The 19,162-nt window shown below is 65.6% G+C and carries 14 protein-coding genes and 1 other RNA gene; 2 read left to right on the plus strand and 13 right to left on the minus strand.

All coding sequences use genetic code 11. The annotated features are described in order from the left end of the window. Positions 1-101: 101 nt before the first annotated feature. From rnpB to IPL75_14550, 11 genes are all read right to left on the minus strand, one after another. Positions 102-657: RNase P RNA component class A (gene rnpB / locus IPL75_14500), an RNA gene on the minus strand. Positions 658-678: 21 nt separating this feature from the next. Then, complete coding sequence (locus tag IPL75_14505; protein MBK9241433.1) at positions 679-2,064, minus strand: sigma-54-dependent Fis family transcriptional regulator; 1,386 nt, start codon at positions 2,062-2,064, stop codon at positions 679-681. Continuing rightward, the gene (locus tag IPL75_14510) at positions 2,061-3,551 is read right to left on the minus strand and encodes a trypsin-like peptidase domain-containing protein (protein MBK9241434.1); all 1,491 of its coding nucleotides are present in this window, start codon (positions 3,549-3,551) and stop codon (positions 2,061-2,063) included. Before IPL75_14510 ends, IPL75_14505 begins: the two co-directional genes overlap by 4 nt. Further along, positions 3,548-5,578, minus strand: coding sequence for an NAD-dependent DNA ligase LigA (gene ligA / locus IPL75_14515; protein ID MBK9241435.1), 2,031 nt, complete (start codon positions 5,576-5,578; stop codon positions 3,548-3,550). Before ligA ends, IPL75_14510 begins: the two co-directional genes overlap by 4 nt. A gap of 1 nt (position 5,579) precedes the next feature. Continuing rightward, positions 5,580-6,581: a polyprenyl synthetase family protein gene (locus IPL75_14520; GenBank protein MBK9241436.1), complete on the minus strand. Its 1,002-nt coding sequence runs from the start codon at positions 6,579-6,581 to the stop codon at positions 5,580-5,582. A gap of 46 nt (positions 6,582-6,627) precedes the next feature. Beyond that, positions 6,628-7,440 (minus strand): TatD family hydrolase, encoded by an 813-nt coding sequence (locus IPL75_14525; GenBank protein ID MBK9241437.1) that lies wholly within the window; start codon positions 7,438-7,440, stop codon positions 6,628-6,630. A gap of 18 nt (positions 7,441-7,458) precedes the next feature. Next, entirely contained in the window at positions 7,459-9,447 is a 1,989-nt protein-coding gene (gene metG, locus IPL75_14530) for a methionine--tRNA ligase (protein ID MBK9241438.1), read from the minus strand. 38 nt (positions 9,448-9,485) lie between these two features. Continuing rightward, the gene (radC, locus tag IPL75_14535) at positions 9,486-10,169 is read right to left on the minus strand and encodes a DNA repair protein RadC (protein MBK9241439.1); all 684 of its coding nucleotides are present in this window, start codon (positions 10,167-10,169) and stop codon (positions 9,486-9,488) included. A gap of 107 nt (positions 10,170-10,276) precedes the next feature. Further along, a complete protein-coding gene (locus tag IPL75_14540; GenBank protein ID MBK9241440.1) occupies positions 10,277-11,803 on the minus strand; it encodes a DASS family sodium-coupled anion symporter in 1,527 nt (508 codons plus the stop codon). Continuing rightward, a complete protein-coding gene (dapF, locus tag IPL75_14545; protein MBK9241441.1) occupies positions 11,800-12,603 on the minus strand; it encodes a diaminopimelate epimerase in 804 nt (267 codons plus the stop codon). The genes IPL75_14540 and dapF overlap by 4 nt, the downstream gene beginning before the upstream one ends. A 3-nt stretch (positions 12,604-12,606) precedes the next feature. Then, complete coding sequence (locus IPL75_14550; GenBank protein ID MBK9241442.1) at positions 12,607-13,368, minus strand: methyltransferase domain-containing protein; 762 nt, start codon at positions 13,366-13,368, stop codon at positions 12,607-12,609. Positions 13,369-13,391: 23 nt separating this feature from the next. On the opposite strand from IPL75_14550, the gene IPL75_14555 reads away from it, so the two are divergent. After that, positions 13,392-14,996 (plus strand): glycerol-3-phosphate dehydrogenase/oxidase, encoded by a 1,605-nt coding sequence (locus tag IPL75_14555; protein ID MBK9241443.1) that lies wholly within the window; start codon positions 13,392-13,394, stop codon positions 14,994-14,996. A gap of 76 nt (positions 14,997-15,072) precedes the next feature. Next, on the plus strand, positions 15,073-17,598 hold the full coding sequence (locus IPL75_14560) for a serine/threonine protein kinase (GenBank protein ID MBK9241444.1): 2,526 nt from the start codon (positions 15,073-15,075) through the stop codon (positions 17,596-17,598). Between the two features lie 269 nt (positions 17,599-17,867). Here the strand turns inward: IPL75_14560 and IPL75_14565 are convergent, their stop codons facing one another. Both IPL75_14565 and IPL75_14570 read right to left on the minus strand, forming a co-directional pair. Continuing rightward, a complete protein-coding gene (locus IPL75_14565) occupies positions 17,868-18,305 on the minus strand; it encodes a hypothetical protein (protein MBK9241445.1) in 438 nt (145 codons plus the stop codon). A 10-nt stretch (positions 18,306-18,315) separates the two neighbouring features. Further along, positions 18,316-19,113: a methyltransferase domain-containing protein gene (locus IPL75_14570; protein MBK9241446.1), complete on the minus strand. Its 798-nt coding sequence runs from the start codon at positions 19,111-19,113 to the stop codon at positions 18,316-18,318. Between the last annotated feature and the right edge of the window lie 49 nt (positions 19,114-19,162).

Raw genomic sequence — 19,162 nt, forward strand, 5'->3', positions numbered from 1 at the left:
CAGGGCCGCGGCACCGAACAACAGGATTCGCTTGGTCGTACTCATATCCTCAGCCTCCGGGCGTACTCTATCTTTGTTCGCGGTCGTTAGAAAGTAGCTTCCGTCGTGGCGGGCCGTAAGCCGAATTCTGTTCCCACCGTCGCCCACCTCCGCACCTTTCGGCGCTTCGGCGGGCTATGGCGGGCGACGATCATTCCTCAAGGCCGGTGATTGCTCACCGGCTCCAGCAGCCTACCCGGAGACATCGGACGGGCCGTCCTTTACGAGTCCGCACGCGCCGTGAAGCACGTCGGTGCTCGACCGTCTCCCTATTTGGCCTTGCTCCGTGCGGGGTTTTGCCTGCCATCTGCCTTACAGCAGACGCGGTGCGCTCTTACCGCACCTTTTCACCCTTACCTTTCGACTCGCCTCTCCGAGGCTAGCGCGGGGGGGGGGGGGGGGGGGGGGGGGGGGGGGGGGGGGGGGGGGGGGGGGGGGGGCGGGGGGGGCCCGGCGGGGGGCCCGAAGGGGCGAATCGAAGGGCGGTATATTTTCTGTGCCACTAGTCCTTCGAGTTGCCCCGACCGGGAGTTACCCGGCGCACTGCCCTATGGAGTTCGGACTTTCCTCTCTCCAACTCGCTTTCACGAGTTGAACAGCGATCATCCAGCCCACCACGACGGAAGCTTCCAGAGTACCCTATCCGTCCACTTCCTGCCGGATTCCGTACTGTTCTAATTTTTTGTACAGGTTGCTGCGCGGGGTGTCGATGACTTCTGCGGTTTTCGAAATATTCCAGGCGTGTTCACGCAGGCGGTCCACCAGCCACGCCCGTTCGGTGGCCTCCTTGAACGCGCGCAGGGTCGCCGCCGCCGGCACCGTCGCAGCCGCCCCGGCCGCAGCCGATGCCGGTGCCGGGCCGGCCTGCCCCACCACGTCGGTCACATCCCGGGCGCTGATGACATCGCGCTCCGACATGATCAGCAACCGCTCCACCACGTTTTTCAGTTCGCGAATGTTGCCGCGCCAGCGGGCCTGCTTGAGGGCTTCGATCGCCTCGCGCGAGAAACTGGCTGGCCGGCGATTGTGTTCCTGGCTGAACTGCGCGGTGAAGTGCGAGACCAGCGCCGGAATGTCATCACGCCGCTCACGCAGCGGCGGCGCCTTGATGGGGATGACGCTGAGGCGGAAGTACAGGTCCTCGCGAAAGCGCCCTTCCGCAATTTCCTCTTCCAGGTCCTTGTTGGTCGCGGCAATGACGCGCACGTCCACCTTGATGGTCCGGGCCGATCCCAGCCGCTCCACTTCGCCTTCCTGCAAGACACGCAGGACCTTGGCCTGGGTCTTCGGGCTCATATCCCCGACCTCGTCGAGGAAAATTGTGCCCCGGTCGGCTTGCTCAAACTTGCCCGTCTGCTTTTCCGTCGCGCCTGTGAAGGCGCCCCGTTCGTGCCCGAACAACTCCGACTCAATCAACTCTTCGGGAATGGCTGCGCAGTTGACTTGTACAAACCGCTCCCGGGCGCGCAGACTGTTGCGGTGCACCGCGCGCGCGATGAGTTCCTTGCCGGCGCCACTTTCGCCGAGAATCAGTACAGTCGCATTGGTCGGCGCCGCGCGGCGCACTTGATCCATCACCGATCGCAGCCCGCCGCTTTCGCCCACCACGTGATGCCGCGTCTCGAGGGCCGATCGCAGTTGGCGGTTCTCCCGGCGCAAGGTGCCCAACTCCAGCCCCTCGCGCACCGCGTCGAGCACGTAGTCCTTCGACAGCGGTTTTTCGATGAAGCGAAATGCGCCCAGGCGCCCCGCTTCGAGCGCGGTGGTCGTGTTGCCATGCGCCGACACGATCACCACCGGCAGTGAGTCATTGGTTCCGCGCAGACGGCTGAGCACTTCAAGGCCGTCCATGCCCGGCATCTTGACGTCAAGAAACACCAGGTCCGGTGCTTCTTTTTCAACCATGGCCAGGCCCTCCTGGCCCGACGCCGCCAGCAGCACCTCGTACCCGTCGTATTCCAGCAGCATTCGCATCGTGTCGCGAATCGCCGAATCGTCGTCAATCACCAGGAGTCTTGATTTCATGAGGGGTCGATGATCACGGAGTAGATCGCCCGCTGGTCGGTCACGGGATCGAACACGTAGACGGCGACTGCGGCGCCGCGCGGAAGCGCGGCCACCACCCGCTGGAACTGGGCCGCGCTCCCAATGCGCTGGCGGTTGATCTCCATCACCACCTGTCCGCGTCGCAGGCGCGCCTGCCGTGCGGGGCCGGTCAGGTCCACGTCGCTGATCATCACGCCGGTGACCGACTCCGGCAGGGCATTGCGCCTGGCCGTCACGTCGTCGATGTCGCGCACGATCATGCCGAGCGGCCCCTGTTCCTGGCTCAGCGCGGGCCGAACTCCGCCGGGTGGCTGCGCCGCTCTCGCGGTGGATGGAAGGGGGCGTTCGGTCAGCTTGAGCGTGACCGTCTGTCTCGATCGATCGCGCCACACATCAAAGCGCACCACGGTTCCTGGAGCCTGGGCGGAGATGTATCGAATCAATGCGTCATCGGACACCACGTCTACGTCGTCTATGGCCGTGATCAAGTCATACGGCCGAAGCCCGGCGCGCGATGCCGGTGTTTCGGGCGGTACATCCTGCACCAGTGCACCGCGGTCACGTGCGAGTTGCAGCGCGGCCTGCAGGCGCGGCGTCGCGGTGGTCAGCACCACGCCCGCATATCCACGCGCCACACGCCCGTGTTCGCGTAGTTGCGGCAGCACCGAGACGATCTGGCTGATGGGAATGGCAAATCCGATGTTCGAGGCCTGCGAACTGACAGCGGTGGTCATGCCCACCACCTGCCCGCGGCTGTTGATCAGCGGACCTCCGCTGTTGCCAAAGCTGATGGCGGCGTCCGTCTGGATGTAGGCGTCCAGGCTCTGATCAAAAAGCTTCCGGCCCAGGAAGGACACCACGCCCACCGTCACCGAGTGCACGTAGCCCATCGGGTTTCCAATGGCGCACACCCACTCGCCCACGCGGAGCGTATCGGAGTCCCCCAGCAGGGCCACCGGCAGGCCACCAGAGACGTCCACCTTGAGCAATGCCACATCGATGGCCGGGTCGGTGCCCACGACGGTGGCGCGCAGAGCGCGTCCATCTCCGAGCGTGACGGTCACCAGGTCTGCGCCCTCCACCACGTGGTGGTTGGTCAGGATGAAACCGGCGGCATCGATGATGAAGCCGCTCCCCGACCCTTCGCGGGGGGCGCCATTTTCATCGGTCATGTCCCGCTGGAACCGGCGCGGGGTGCGGCCTCGTATCTCTCGGGCCACGGCGTCCACGTTGACCACCGCCCCGTTCACACGGGCGGCCACCGCCGCAAAGTCCACACCGGTCCCGGCGTTCACCGGCGACGCCACTGCGGCGCCGGTACTGATCGATAACGGGCGCGTTTCAAGGGCCGCTGGCGTCACCACACCGCGCCGCGAACCCGTGGGTGTGCCACCCGCGGCGACGAGGCCCAGCAGGAACCCCACCGTGGCGGCGAGCGCGACCAGCGAAACTGCCAGAGCCTTCATACTGAATCCGCAGCTTTCAGTATAAGCGCCTCGAATTGGGCTTCATCCAGGACCTCCACGCCCAACGTCTTCGCCTTGTCCAGTTTTGAACCGGCCTCGGCGCCAGCCACCACATACCGGGTCTTCTTGCTGACCGAGCCCGACACTTTTCCACCCAGACGCCCAATGGCTTCCGCGGCGTCGTCTCTTGTGCGCCCCGTCAGTGTGCCCGTCAGGACAAACGTCCACCCCGCCCACGGCCGGGGCGCGTTCTCGGCATCCGCGTGCGCATCGGTCATCACCACGCCTTGAGCGGCCATGTCGTCGAGCATGTTCGCATTGGCCGGCTCGTCGAAGAATGCGCGAACCGATCGCGCCACCACCGGACCGATTTCGCCGACACTTTCGATCTGCTCCAGCGTCGCCACGCGCAGCGCGGCCACGCTGCCAAAGGCCCTGGCCAGAGCCCGCGCCGCGCCTTCTCCCACGTGCCTGATCCCCAGTGCGTGCAACACGCGCCAGACGTCTGCCGATTTGCTCTTCTCGATTTCCGCCACGACGTTCGCTGCAGACTTTTGGCCCATGCGCTCGAGCGCCGCCAACTGTTCCGTGGTCAGGCGATAGAGGTCGGCGAAGCTTCTGACAAGGCCCGCGTCGATGAGCTGATTGACGAGCGACTCACCCAGCCCCTCGATGTTCATCGCCTTGCGAGCGGCGAAATGTTCGAGGCCGCGCCGGAGGCGGGCCGGACATGATGCGTTCTCGCACCGCCAGACCACTTCGTCTTCGGCTTTGGCCAGCGGCTGTTGGCAGGCCGGACAGGCCGTCGGCATGGTCCACGGCGCCGGAGGCGGGTCGGATCTCGCGTCGAGGATGGGCCCGATGACCTTGGGAATGATGTCGCCGCCCTTTTCCACGAGAACAAGGTCGCCGTCGCGGATATCCCGGCGGGCCACCTCCTGCTCGTTGTGCAGAGTCGCGAGTTGCACTGTCGTACCTCCAAGCCGCACTGGCTCAAGGACGGCATACGGCGTCACGGCCCCGGTGCGGCCGACGTTCACGTCAATTCTGAGCAAACGCGTGCGCGCCTGTTCAGCCGGGAACTTGAACGCCGTGGCCCAGCGCGGAAACTTGGCCGTCGCACCCAGGCGTGCCCGCAACGTCATGTCATCGAGCTTGATGACCACGCCGTCGGTTTCGAACGGCAGCTTGTGCCGCGCTTCGCGCCACGATTCGCAGAAGTCGATGAGCGCATCGACGCCGGCGCATCGCGTCCAATGGCTCTCCACGGGAAGGCCCCATTCGCCCAGGGTCTGGAGCACGCCACTGTGTGTATCCGACACCATGGCGGCGCCGGCGGGCACGACAATTTGATAAACGAAGACTCGGAGCCCCCGGCGGCTCACCGCTGCGGAATCCAGCGTCCGGATCGTGCCGGCGGCAGCATTGCGCGGATTTGCGAATGCCGGCTCGCCTTCCTTCTCGCGCTCCTCGTTCACGCGCGCAAACGCGGCGCGCGGAAAATACACCTCGCCGCGCACCTCCATCATCGCCGGCGCGTCCGTCTTCAGGGCCAGTGGCACTGAACGCAGCACACGGATGTTCGACGTCACGTCCTCGCCATGCACGCCATCACCACGGGTGACGCCCCGGCGCAGTCGGCCCCCTTCGTACGTGAGGGCGATGCTGAGACCGTCAATTTTGAGCTCAGCCACATAGGCAAGGGCCGAGTCCTCCGCCACGTCCAGCCCCCGGCACACCCGGCCATGGAAATCCCGAAGGTCGGTGGCGCTGTAGGCATTGTCCAGGCTCAGCATCGGCTCGAGGTGATCGACCGTCGCGAAGCCTTCCGCGGGCCGGCCGCCCACCCGCTGCGTCGGCGAGTCCGGATCGATCAGGTCAGGATGTTGCGCCTCAAGTTCGAGCAGCTCCCGCATGAGCGCGTCGAACTCCGCGTCGGAAATCTCCGGCGCATCGCGGACGTAATACCGCTCTTCGTGATACCTGATTCGGGCGCGTAGATCGGCGAGACGTTCGGCGGGTGTCACACTACCGGTCGCGCTGCAGCACGTAGTCGGCAAGCGACGCCAAACCGTCACGTTCGACCGACGACGGGAAGGCGTCGAGGAGGTGGGTACGCGCTGCGTGCGCAAAGGTCACGGCACGCTCATACGCCGCGTCCACGGCGCCGTGGGTCGCCAGCAGCCCTTTAATCGTCTGCCACGCCTCGGGAGTGACCTGGCGTTCGGTGACCACGCGCTGAATCAGTTCGGCCACATCGGGGCCGGTGCGCTGCTGCAGCAGGATGATGGGCAGGGTGACTTTGCCTTCGCGCAGATCGCCGCCGATGGGCTTGCCCAGCACCGCTTCGTCGGACGTGTAGTCCAGCACGTCGTCCACAATCTGGAACGCGATGCCGAGATTAAAGCCGTACTCCCGCAGGGCGATGCGCTGCGCCGGCGTGCAATTGCCGAGCACGCCGCCAATTTCCGCGCAACCTGAGAACAGGTAGGCCGTCTTGCGGCGAATGATCTCCAGATGCTCGTCTTCGGTGATGGCGCCGTCGCCCATCTTCGTCAACTGGTAGAGCTCGCCTTCGATCATGCGCAGCGTGACTTCGCACAGCAACCGCACCACCTCGAGCGAATCCTGGGTCAGGGCCATCGCCATGGAGCGGATGTACAGGTAGTCGCCCAGCAGTACCGTGACGTCATTGCCCCATCGCGAGTGCGCGGCGAGGCGCCCACGGCGCGTTTCGGCCTCGTCGATGATGTCGTCGTGCACCAGCGTGGCGGTGTGGATGAACTCCACGACGGCGGCGTTCAACACGTCGCGGTCTCCGGTGTACCCGCACATGCGCGCCGACAGCAGCAGTACGGCTGGCCGCACCCGCTTGCCGCCGCTCATCTGGATGTAGCGGCCCATCTGCGGGATCAGATCGACTTTGGACTCGAGGTGGCGCGCGAACTCCTGTTCAACGCGCCCCAGGGCCTCGCGCACCGGTTCGAAGATCGCGCCGAGATCCGGGACGGATGTGGCAGAAGGGTTCACAGATAGGGTCTCGCCGGGGTTCTTTGCTGCCGAAAAACTGTAGGGATCAGAACACAGGTTTCGAGGGAGTGTCAACGCGAGGCGCGCCCAGGAGCCGGTGGAAATTCGTCTGAATCTGCTCGGCCATCACCTCAACTCCCAAAGCATGGAGGGTGGCAACCTGCCGAACGGTCTCGCTCAGGAACGCCGGCTCATTCCGTTTGCCCCGATGGGGCACCGGCGCCAGATAGGGCGCGTCGGTCTCGACCACGATTCTCTCAAGCGGAAGCCCGGCCACCACGTCACGCAACGCCCCCGCCTTCGGGAAGGTCACGATACCCGGAATGGACAGGTAGAAGCCCAGGTCAAGCGCCCGTCGCGCTTCCGCGGCCGTCCCCGTGAAGCAGTGCATCACGCCGCGTACCCGGCCGGCGCCCGCATCGTCCAGGATTCGGATGGTGTCGTCGAAGGCCTCTCGCGTGTGAATCGCCACAGGCAGGTCGAGTTCCACGGCGAGCTGGACCTGCGCGGCGAATACCTCCTGCTGCACGGTCCGGGGGGCAAAATCATAGTGGTAATCGAGGCCCATTTCCCCCAGGAGCCGGGCGCCGACGCGCATGGTGGTGTCACGGACCGCCGAGACGGCGTCGCCGACCCGGTCCGCGTACGCGCCTGCGCGATGCGGATGCACGGCGGTTGCGAAGATCACGCCCGGCCACGCGGCCTGAACCGCCGCCACCCGCGCGTGTTCCTCGGGCGTGTCTGCCGACAGGATGCACACAGCCTGCAGCACGCCCGCTGCGTGCGCCCTGGCCACCACCTCCGGCAGGTCGGCGAGGAACGCCTCGTCGGCCAGATGACAGTGCGAATCAACAAACATCGTCAGTTCGAATCGGCCCTACCGGATCCGGGTTCCGGGTGCCGGGGCCTGGTCAAACGCCACCAGCATGGGCTTGCCGCCGTCGGGGCTTGCCGCCAGGATCATGCCGTTGGACTCGATACCCATCAGTTTGGCGGGCTTCAAGTTGGCGACGATGGCGACGGTGCGGCCGACGAGGGCGTCCGCTTCGTAGGCTTCTGCAATGCCTGCCACGAGCGTGCGCTGTTCAGAGCCGAGGTCAATCGTCAGCTTGACCAGCTTCTTGGAGTTCGGCACGCGCTCGGCCGTGAGGATTCTTGCCACGCGCAGATCGACTTTCATGAAGTCTTCAATCGAAATGCGTGACTCGAGCGGCCACTGCGACGCGGGCGGCTGAGGGGCCGGCGCCGGTGCGGGTTCGGCTCCGGTGCCGTCGGCTTGTGACACGGCGGGCTGACCGATCGCTGGCTTGATTTCTTCTGACACGGACTTCTCCTTTGGTTCCAAACGCGGCCACAACGCGGCGCCGGATACGACGAACCGCTCGCCGCTCTCCCGCCACTGGCCATCTTGTGCCCACAGCACGTGGGCTCCAGTTGACGCATCACCGACGCGCCGGCGAATCTCATCGCAGGCCGCGGGCATCACCGGCGATAACATCACCGCGGCCACGCGCAGGGCCTCGGTGGCATTCCACAACACCGTGTCCAGCGCGGCGTTGTCGCCGGCCTTGGCCAGCTTCCACGGGGCTTCGGTCGCGATGTATTCGTTGATGCGATCCACGAACTGGAAAACAGCCGCGCACGCCACATCGATAGCCAGTTCGTCAAACGCCTGCTTCCACCGAGTCTCGGCCTCAAGGCCTGCGGCCGCCAGGTGTGGCGCCATCGGTGTTGCGCGCAGATGTCCTTGCCGGTACCGATCGGCCATGGCCGTCACGCGGCTGACGAGGTTGCCAAGGTTGTTTGCCAGGTCTGCGTTGTACTTCTCTTCGAACCGGTCCCACGAAAAGTCACCGTCGTTGCCGAAGACAATTTCCTTCGACAGGAACAGCCGCAACGGGTCGGGACCGAACTTCCCCACCGCGTCGAGCGGGTCCACCACCGTGCCCAGCGACTTGCTCATCTTCTCGCCTTTGAACAGCACCCAGCCGTGGCCGAAGATCTGGGTGGGCAGCGGCAGGCCCGCGCTCATCAGCATCGCCGGCCAGACCACGCAATGAAACCGCGTGATGTCTTTGCCCACCAGATGCACGACGTGCCGGATGGGTTCGCCGGTCTGCGCCCACCACTGGTCGAACATCGCCGGATCGGTGCCGTAACCGACGGCCGCGGCATAGTTGATCAGCGCGTCGTACCAGACGTACACCACGTTCTCAGGTGCAAACGGCAGCGGAATGCCCCACGCCTGCCCTGCGCGGCTGACGGAGATGTCTTCGAGGCCGCCCTCGAGCAGCCGCAGCATTTCGTTGCGCCGCGATTCGGGGGCCACAAAGTCTGGATGTGCCGCGTAGTGCTCAAGCAGGGCGTCACGGTATTTCGACAGGCGGAAGAAGTAGTTCTTCTCCTTGATCCAGTCCGGTGTGGTGCGATGCACGGGGCACTGGCCCTCGATCAATCCCTTGTCGGGTTTGAATTCCTCGCAGGAGACGCAATACCAGCCCTCGTACAGGCCTTCGTAGATATCGCCGCTCGCGAACGCGTGCTGCACCATCGCCTGCACTGCGGCCTTGTGCCGCGGCTGGGTGGTGCGGATGAAATCGTCGAACGAGATATTGAGCCCCGCCCACACCGTGCGGAACTCGCCTTCCATCCGGTCGCAGTAGGCCAGCGGATCGAGTCCGGCCTCGGTGGACCGTCGAAACACGTTCTGGGAGTGTTCGTCATTACCCATCACGAACCGCACGTCGTCGCCGGCCAGCCGGTGGTACCGGGCGATCACGTCGGCGGCAATCTTTTCGTACGCCGTGCCCAGGTGGGGCCGGTTGTTGACGTAGTCGATGGCGGTGGTGAGGTAGAAACGGGACATGGTCGAATACCGGAAACCTCCATTGTAGCCGGTGCGGGTCAAATCATCCCATGCTCCCGAAACGACCAGTACGCCCCATCGGCGAGTATCAGGTGGTCCACCAGCGGCACGCCTAAGAGTACGCCGACTTTCACCAGTCTCAGGGTGAGCGAGCGGTCGTCCGGACTTGGTGACGGGTCGCCTGACGGGTGATTGTGAAACACGATCACGCAGGCGGCCCCACTGCCGACAGCCGCCCGGAACACCTCTCGCGGATGGGCCAGTGAGGTGTCGAGCGAGCCTTCGGAAATCACGTGGGCGCGCAGCAGGCGTTGTTTGGTGTCGAGCAGCAACACACCAAAGCGCTCGACGGGGTGTGCCCCATACCGCGGCAACAGGTGCTCGGCCGTCTCCTTGGCCGTGATGAACTGGGGCCGTGAAGCGGGGCGCCTGGTCAGCGTCCGCCGGCCCACTTCAATGCCGGCTAATACGCGCGCCGCCTGCGCAGCGCCTATTCCGGGCAGCCGGCATAACTCATCCCGCGACATCCGGGTAAGCCCGTGCAGCCCCGGCGCCTGCTCCAGCAGCGACACGGCCAGCCGATGCGCCGAGTGCCCAGCGGCCCCGTGTCCCAGCACAATCGCCAGCAACTCCGCATCGGACATCGCGGCCATCCCCAGTCGTTCCAGTTTCTCGCGTGGGCCTTCAGGAATCTGGAACGGGGTGAGATCTGCGTGGGTCACGGGGATTGCGCCCTGCAAGATTCGGGCGCACTCATACACGGCGACTTTTCGACGTGTGACGAGGGCGCCTTGCAGAATCTGCCAGTCGGCGGGGCCTGAAGATCGCGTTATCTGACGACCCACCCGAACCCGAGCACAGCAGCGACGATCACCACAAATCCGACAACGTCGAGCACGACGCCGTAGCGCATCATGGTGCCGATCGGGATGTAGCCGCTGCTGTACACAATCGCGTTGGGCGGCGTGGAGATGGGCATCATGAATCCCATGCTCGCACCAAGTGTGGCCCCAAGCGCCGGCTCAAGGGGCGAAACGCCCGCCGCCACCGCCACCGCGATCGCCGTCGGCACCACCACCGTGGCGGCAGCCGTGTTTGAGGCCGCTTCCGACATCAGGATGGCGACGGCGGTGAATACAATCGTCAACCCCGCACTGCCGGCGCCCGGAACGTAGCTGACCACCCACCGGCCGAAACTGTCGGCCAGTCCCGTAGAGTCGGCCAGTCCGCCCATCGCCAGGCCGCCGCCGAACAGCAGGATGATGCCCCAGTCGATGTTCGACGCCTCCTCCCACGTCATCGTGAACCGCCGGGCGCGCCAGCTAATCGGCAGCACAAACAGCAACAGCGCGCCAATGATGGCGGCGATGGACTCGGGAAACAGCGTAGTGGTGCGCATGGTCAGCCAGTGGGTCTGGCCCAGCACCAGTGCCAGCATGCCGGGCAGGGTCCACAACAACACCGTGACCGCAAACGCCAGCACCACATTCCGCTCGCCGACCTGCATGGAGCCCAGCTTGCGCAGTTCTTCGCGGACCGACGCCGTCGCCGTCTCACTCAGGCGCACGTGCCGTGCCGCGGGATACAGCATCCACGCCACCAGCGTGCCCATCATCACAATGACGAGCGGCACACCCAGGGCCATCCAACCGGCGAAGGAGATATCAATGCCGGCGTTCTTGAGCAGCAACCCCTTGCCGATCAGGTTCGGGGGTGTGCCAACTGGCGTCGCCATCCCGCCAATGGACGCCGCAAACGACGTGACCAGCATCATCGTCATCGCGAACCGTTGAAAAGCCGGGTCGTGCGACCGACCGCGGCCCAGTTCGACGAGAACGGCCATCCCCAGAGGAAACAGCATCGCGGTGGTCGCGGTGTTGCTCATCCAGGCCGAAAGCACGGCAGCAACGGTGGCGTAAACCACGACCAGGCGCAGGGCGCTGCTCCCGATCCACGGTGAAGCCAGCGCTGAAAACGCCATGCGCCGATCGAGCCGATGCACAAACATGCCCTCGGCCAGGATGAAGCTGCCGATGAAGAGAAAAATAATCGGGTCGGCGAATGAAGCGAACGCCGTTCTCGCGTTGGCGATGCCGAACAGCACCGCCAGCGTCGGGCCCAAGAGCGCTGTGGCGGCCAGCGGAATGGCCTCCGTCATCCACAACGTCACCATCAACGCCAGGATCGCGCTCAGCTTGTGCGCGTTGTCGGATAGTCCTGGCGTGGGCAGGAGCAGGATTCCCAGGCATAACGCCGGCCCCGCAAACAAGCCGAAGGTGCGGCGACGACGGTTGAACTGTTCCTCTGCCGGGGAAAATGATTCGCCGACCTCCGATGCCTTGTGAAATTGCCTCACTGCGCCCCCCACCATTGAACGGCGCCCGTCAGTTCGGCCCACCCGGTCAGGAGAATTCCGTCATCCGTCCACTCCACCCGCTGCGTGCCTCCGGGCGACACGACGTCGGACCGGCGGGCGGCGCCGCCAAACATCGCCGTCGCAACCGCCGCAGCGCACGCGCCGGTGCCTGACGCCTCGGTTGGTCCCACGCCGCGTTCCCAGATCAGGATCCTCACCCGGCCAGCTTCCTCGACGGTGGCCAGTTCGACGTTTGTGCCTTCCGGAAAAAACGGGTGAACGGCGAGTCCTGCCGCAATGGCGTGCAGGCGCGCGGTCGTCAGGTGTTCGGGCGGCCCGATAACCACACATTGCGGGTTGCCGACGCGAAGCACGACGGCAGTGACGGTCTGTCCGGCGACTTCGATCGGTACCTGGCGCAACCCCTCGGGCTGCCCCATTTCCGCACGACAGGAGTAACGTGTGCCATCCACAGACAGCACGTCGATCGTCCGCAGACCCGCTTCGGTGTCGAGGACAACCTGCGATCCCGCCTCAAGACCTCTGGTGCGAGCGAGCCATGCGGCCACGCACCGAATCCCATTCCCGGAGATCTCGGACCGGCTCCCGTCGGCATTCAGCAAACGGGTGCGCGCGCCTCGCTCCGTTTCGACGACGATCATCAGGCCGTCGGCGCCGATGCCGGCGTGCCGATCACACACTCGGCGGGCCAGAGACGCCATGTCGCCCGACGGCGCGGTGTCGGATGACGGGAGCAGCAGGAAGTCGTTTCCGTACGCGTGAGCCTTGACGAGTTCCATAGGCTACGCAGCGCCCTTTCGGCAAAACGCGAGCAGGTGCCATCCGTAGCGCCGCACCCACGAGCGAGGCAGGGCGTTAAACGTGCCAACGAAGAACGTGTTGAACGCGAGTCCCTTCCAGCCCTTGTGGAGCCGCGACTTCACGGGGAACCGCTCAAAGACGAGATCCACCTTCGAAAAGGGTTTCAACAAGTCGCTGAACTCGGCCGCCGAATAGCGCTTGAGCACCGGTGCGTCCTCATGCTCAAGCGGAGTCTTCATGACCTTCGAAAGCGCATTGAGCCACGAGAGTCGGTTGTAGCCCTGGAAGATCGCCAGCCCACCGGGGCGAAGCACTCGGTGGATTTCTGCCACCATCCGCCGGTCGTCGCCGGTGTACTGCACCACTCCGTGGGCGAACACGAGATCAAACGACGCATCGGCATACGGCAGATGTTCACCATCGACCACATCCAGCCGAGCTGACAATCCCTGCTGTTCGAGATTCTGGCGGGCCAGGGTGATGGCACTTTGCGCGATGTCCACCCCGGTGACGCGCGCGCCGGCCCGGGCGAATCGCACCACCTCGACGCCCGCGCCGCACCCGACGTCAAGCACGTCCCGGCCTTTCCACTCGTCAAAGTGGACGAGGTCCAGAAGGTGATGCAGTTTCTCGAAGTGATACTGGTCGAGATCGGAGAAGAATCCCGGGCTCCCCGGAGCATGGGTGGAAATCTCAAGATCGTGGATGTGGGTGTTCCAGTACTCGCGGACGCGTTCGTTCATGCGCGACTTACTATATGGCAGGTATGACACGCGACCTTTCCCGACTGCACGCCGAGTCCTTCGATCTGCTGGTGGTGGGCGGCGGCATCCACGGCTTGTTTACGGCCTACGACGCGGCGGCCCGCGGCTTGCGGGTGGCGCTTGTCGAGCGCGGTGACGTTGGCAGCGGTATTTCCTTCAACCATCAGCGGACCATCCATGGTGGGCTGCGGGCGCTGCAATCTGGCCAGTTGCTGAAATGCCGGCAGCAGATTGCGGAACGGCGGGCCTGGGCGCGGATTGCTCCACACCTGCTGCGGCCCCTGCCCTTCCTGATCGGCACCTACCGCGGGACCCGGCGGTCACGATTGATGGTCCGGGCCGGGTTCAAGCTGTACGACTTCGTCGGGAAGTCGCGGAACCAGCACGTGTCCCCCGAGCTGCACCTGCCCAGTACGCGCCTGGAGTCGCCTGCGGCGACGCAGCGTTTCTTTCCGGGCATCGCACCCAAGGGCCTCTCTGGCGGCGCCATCTGGTACGACTACCAGACCGTGCATCCGGACCGTCTGACATGGACAGTGGCACTGGCTGCGCACCAGTCCGGCGCGGTCGTGGCCACGTATGTGGAGGCCCAGGCTCCGATGCGCGAAGGTTCGCGCATCACGGGTGTCTCGTGCCGCGACGTGTTGACCGGCGACGTGTTCGACGTTCGCGCGAACGCCGTGGTGCTGGCCGCCGGCACCGGCCTGGCTGCCCTGCACCAACGCTTCGGTGCCACCGGAGCTCCTCCGCTGGTGCGCGCGATGAACCTGCTGATCGATCGGCCGGCCAAGGACATTGCGCTCGCCGCACCCTCGGCGCAGGGACGCATGCTGACGGCTGTGCCCTGGGCCGGCGGCGTGCTGGTCGGCACGTACCAGCCGGAAGGCGCCGTCGCGGGGGATGACGCGGCACCGCTCGGGCCGATTGTGGAAGCATTCCTCGCGGAGATCCAAACGGCCTTCCCTGCTCTTGGCGCCACGCGCAAGGATGTGCGCTTCGTGCACCAGGGACTTGTGCCCGCGCAGGCGACGGGCACAGGGCTCGACCTGCTGGCTGAGCCAAAACTACTGGTGCACAGCGAATCGACGGGGCTGTTCAGTCTTGTGGGCGTGAAGTACACAACCGCGCGGCTGGCGGCCGAGCGTGCGGTGGACGCCGTCGCTCGACTCGCCGGACGTCCGGCCCGGCCGTGCCGGACGGGCACCACCGTGCTCCCCCACGCCGACATCGCCGACAGCGACGGCATCCTGCAGGAAACATCGCGCGCGCTGGGACTGACGCTCGAGAAAACGATCCACGCGCATCTGGCCGGGTGGTACGGGACGGAGGGACCGGCCGTGCTGCGCTGTGCGCACACCGAGGGCGCGCTGGCGCGGCTCAATCCCTCCGGGCCCGTGATCGAGGGCGAAGTGATTTACGCCGCCCGCGAGGCCGCCGCTGTGCGGCTTGAGGACGTGGTCTTCCGACGGACACCGCTCGGCTCAGCCGGCCACCCCGGCGAACCGGCGCTCGAACGCGCAGCCGATCTCCTCACGCGCGAATGGAGTTGGTCGATTGAACGGCGCGAGGAAGAACTGGCGCGCGTCCACAAGCGGTTCATGGTCTGACCGCGCCCCTTCGACGAAATTCATGGCGCTGCAGTAGTATCCGCCTGTCGTGCCCGAAGACGCTACGCGTACGAGTGTGAGCCCTCACGTCCAGACTGCCGCGGCAGGAGGCCTTGATGACCACCGGTTGGTGCCCGGTACCGTCATCGCCGGCCGTTTTCGCATCGCGAGCCTCATCGGCCGCGGCGGCATGGGCCAGGTATATCGGGCCGACGATCTGAAGCTCGGCCAGGCGGTGGCGCTGAAGTTCCTGCCCGATGGACTCGCGCACGACAGCGCCGCGCTCGCCCGGTTCCATAACGAGGTCAAGCTGGCACGCCAGATTTCGCATCCCCACGTCTGCCGGGTGTTCGACATCGGCGAGGTGGACGGGCGGCACTTCTTGTCGATGGAATATATCGACGGCGAAGACCTCGCGTCATTGATGCGTCGCATCGGTCGCCTGCCCCACGACAAGGCCGTGGAGGTGGCGCGACAGATGTGCGCGGGCCTGTCGGCGGCGCACGACGTCGGACTGCTTCATCGCGATATCAAGCCCGCCAATGTCATGCTCGACGGCCACGGCCGGGCGCGGATCACGGACTTCGGGCTCGCCGGCGTCGAGACCGAAATCCCCGCCGCAGACGTCGGCTCCGGAACACCCGCCTACATGGCGCCGGAACAGCGCGATGGGCGCGGCGTAACCCGCCGCAGTGATCTCTACGCCCTCGGACTGGTGCTGTACGAGGTGTTCACGGGCAGGCCGGTCCTGGAACGTGACCGCGGCGCGCCCCCTCGGCCCTCACACTGGGTTCCGGATCTGGACCCGGCCGTTGAGCGAGTCATCCTGCGCTGCCTTGAGCCGGAGCCCGGAGAACGCCCAGCGTCGGCCGCGGAAATTGCGCTCGCCCTGCCGGGCGGTCGCTCGCTGGACGCGGCGTTGCTCGCGGGCGAAACACCATCGCCGGCCATGGTGGCGGCCGCGCCCGCCGCCGGAGCACTGACACCCGCCGCCGCGTGGGGAGGCCTTGCCGCGATCGCGGTACTGTTGGTGTTGCTCTCGTTTGGGGATCGTGTCAATCAGCACCAACTCGCGCCGCTCGTTACCTCGCCGGTGATTCTCGCCGACCGAGCGACCCGCCTCGTTGCGCAACTAGGATATGGCGAACGGCCAGCCGACCAGGCGAGCGGGTTCGCGATCGACTCTGCGTGGGCCACTTGGTCGAACGATCCGCTGCCGGCATCTGAGCGGTGGTCCCGGATCACGACGGGACAGCCCTTGACGTTCTATTTCTGGTACCGGCAGAGTCCCGTTCCCCTGCTGCCGCTCGCCGGTGGACGGCCGGCCGTGGTGGTGACGCCGTCCGATCCCCCACCCGACTCGCCCGGCATGATCACCATCGTGATGGACACACGCGGCCGGCTCGTCTCGTTTCTCGCGATCCCGTCTGCCGCACTCGACGATGGCGATGGAGGCGCCACCGATTGGGCGTCGCTCTTTGCGGCGGCGGAACTCGACATGACCACGTTCGTCGCGGCCACTCCGGTGTGGACGCCGGCTGTGTTTGCCGACGAGTTGCGCGCCTGGACCGGAACCTACGCGGACCACTCAGACCTACCCCTGCGGATCGAAGCGGCGTCGGCCGGCGGGCGTGTCGTGCGTTTCCAGGTGATTGGACCGTGGGAAACGGCGACCTCACGAATGGCTGCGTCGGGTCCGACCGGCGACGTCGCCGCGATCGCCCTGCTCGCGGTGGTGATGGTTGGCGTGCTGATCGGCGGCGTGGTCATGGCGCGGCACCATCTGCGCGCGGGTCGAGGCGATGTGGCCGGCGCGCGCACGGTGGCCGCGATGGCGGGCATTCCATCCGGACTGACGGTGGCGATCGGCAGCCAGTTGCCCGCAACCCTGGACGGATCGATTCGTTTGTTCGCCGAATGTGTATCAGCCACGATCGTGACGGGCGCGATTGGTGCCCTGCTCTACGTGGCGCTTGAGCCGGTCATCCGGAGTACTCGCCCCTCGCTCCTGATCTCGTGGAACCGCCTCCTGTCAGGACGTGTCATCGACCCAATGGTGGGCCGCGACGTGCTGGTTGGCGGCCTCCTCGCGCTCACGGGCGCCGGAGCCTTCTGTCTCAGCGGCTGGATCAAGGTCTGGACCCAGAGTCCGTACGGACCGAACTATGCCATTGATCTGCGCACCCTCGGTTCCGTGCTGGGATCGGTCGAAGTCGTCCTGCAGTCGCTCAATCCCGCACCCGCGCTGGCGGCGTTGGTTTTCGTGGCGTTGGTGTCGAAGGTGGCGCGCCGCTTCTGGATTGGGGCGGCCCTCCTGGCTGCGCTGGGCGCCGGCGGGTTCATCCTCTTCTCTGCGCGCAGTTGGCCGACGATGGGCGCGATGGTGGTGGTGGTGTCGCTCGGCGTGGTGGCCGTGGCCCGATTCGGTCTGGTGGCGGGAATGAGTTGGCTGCTCTTCCTGAATCTGACGATGCTCGCGCCGCTGACCACCGACTTCTCGTTATGGTCGTCAGATGCGGTGGTGTTCAGACTGGCTGTCATGGGCACCGTGGCCGCATTCGGGGTGTGGGCCGCCCGTCGGCCGGTGTCGACGGTGACGTGACTCTCGCCGCCTCGCTTCACAGGGATGCCTTGTGGCTGAAGCGTGGAGCAAGCGGCGCGCCGCAACCAAAAGACTTGTTCCGCCGCAACTCGATCGCAAGCTCGGCCAGCAGGCCCGGAATGTGATCGTTGAGCGTGGGGACATCCAGGTCCCGTGCCGCCGGGAGTTCACGGACCTGCGTCTCCACACCGCGAGCAGGGCGTTCCGCTGCTGTTCGATGAGCCGCGCGAGTTCGTTGCGGGTATCGATAGCGTTCAAGGCTACGTGATTTACGGCACGCCAGGCAGGTAGTCCATCGGCTGGCGGTCGTCGCCACCACCGCCGCGGCCCGCGGTCGCGCCATTGCCGTACTTCAGGATCTTCCGGGTCTTCATGTCATAGACGTCGCCGGGGTTCAGCACGTCGTAGGGTTTGTCCCACGGCTGGTACGCCTGCGTGTTGTCATGCACGGTCACTTTCCAACGGCCGATGACCTCGAACGTATCGCCGGTCACCACGATCGCGGTGTCTTCGGACAGTCCAATGCCGAGGTACTGCGGGAACTTTGTGATGACCGGGATGAGGTCGTCCCACCGATTGCGCGTGTTGATGTGCTGATCGATGGCCGAACGCTTGAGGAACGCGAATCCGCGCTGGTGATTCGCCTCCTCCGTCATCATGATGTCGGGCCCCTTCGTGTCGCCAGGGGCAGAAGGGAGAGGAACCACCGACGTCGGGTCATGATGGGGATTGTCGCACGCGCCCCGCAATCGCGTTGGCGGTGGCGCTGTAGGTGATGCGGCCGTCGGCGGCGGCCGGCAGGATCTCCTTCATGCGCGCCTTGATCGGCGTCAACTGCTCCAGCGTCATGGCCGCCAATATCCGAGCCACACTCGCACTGCCAAGGACCGTCGTCCAGTAATCGTCGAAATCGGCGAACGTCCGTTCCACCGTGATGACGCGCGTCTCGAGCGCCTCGACGCCCGCGTCTGTCCAGAGGGCGCGCATGGCGTCCATGCCGGACGCATCTGGACTTGGCGCTGACGGTACGTAGACGCCCTGGTCGCGCAACTCCGCGAAGAGGGTCCGATACGGAAATCCGCCGCCCGGCATGTCCCACGCATAGGCCGTCACGAGGCCTCCGGGAGACACCACGCGAGCCATTTCGGCAATGCCTTTGGCAGGATCGGAAACAAAGAAGATCACCAGCGGCATGATCGCCGCGTCAAACGTGTGGCCGGGGAACGGCAAGGCCATCGCGTCGGCCTGACGAAACTGCGCGAGCCGCAATGCCGGGCGCGTGCGGGCGAAGGCGAGTTGCTCTTCTGACGGGTCGATTCCGTCAATCGAGGCTGGAGCACAGCGGTGGACGAGCATCTCGGTGAAGGCTCCGCTGCCACATCCGACATCCAGCCAGCGCAGACCGGGTTCGGGTGCCAACCACTCGAGAAACGCATCCCCGACGAGCTGGCTCCACGCGCCCATGTAGCGTTCGTAGGCCGCCCCGTCGTTAAACCGAATCTGCTCAGCAGCCACTTCCCCAGTTCCCAACTTCCCCAGTTCCTAAGTTCCCCAGTTCCTAACT

It is taken from the genome of Acidobacteriota bacterium, from assembly GCA_016716905.1.
GTDB lineage: Bacteria > Acidobacteriota > Vicinamibacteria > Vicinamibacterales > SCN-69-37 > SYFT01.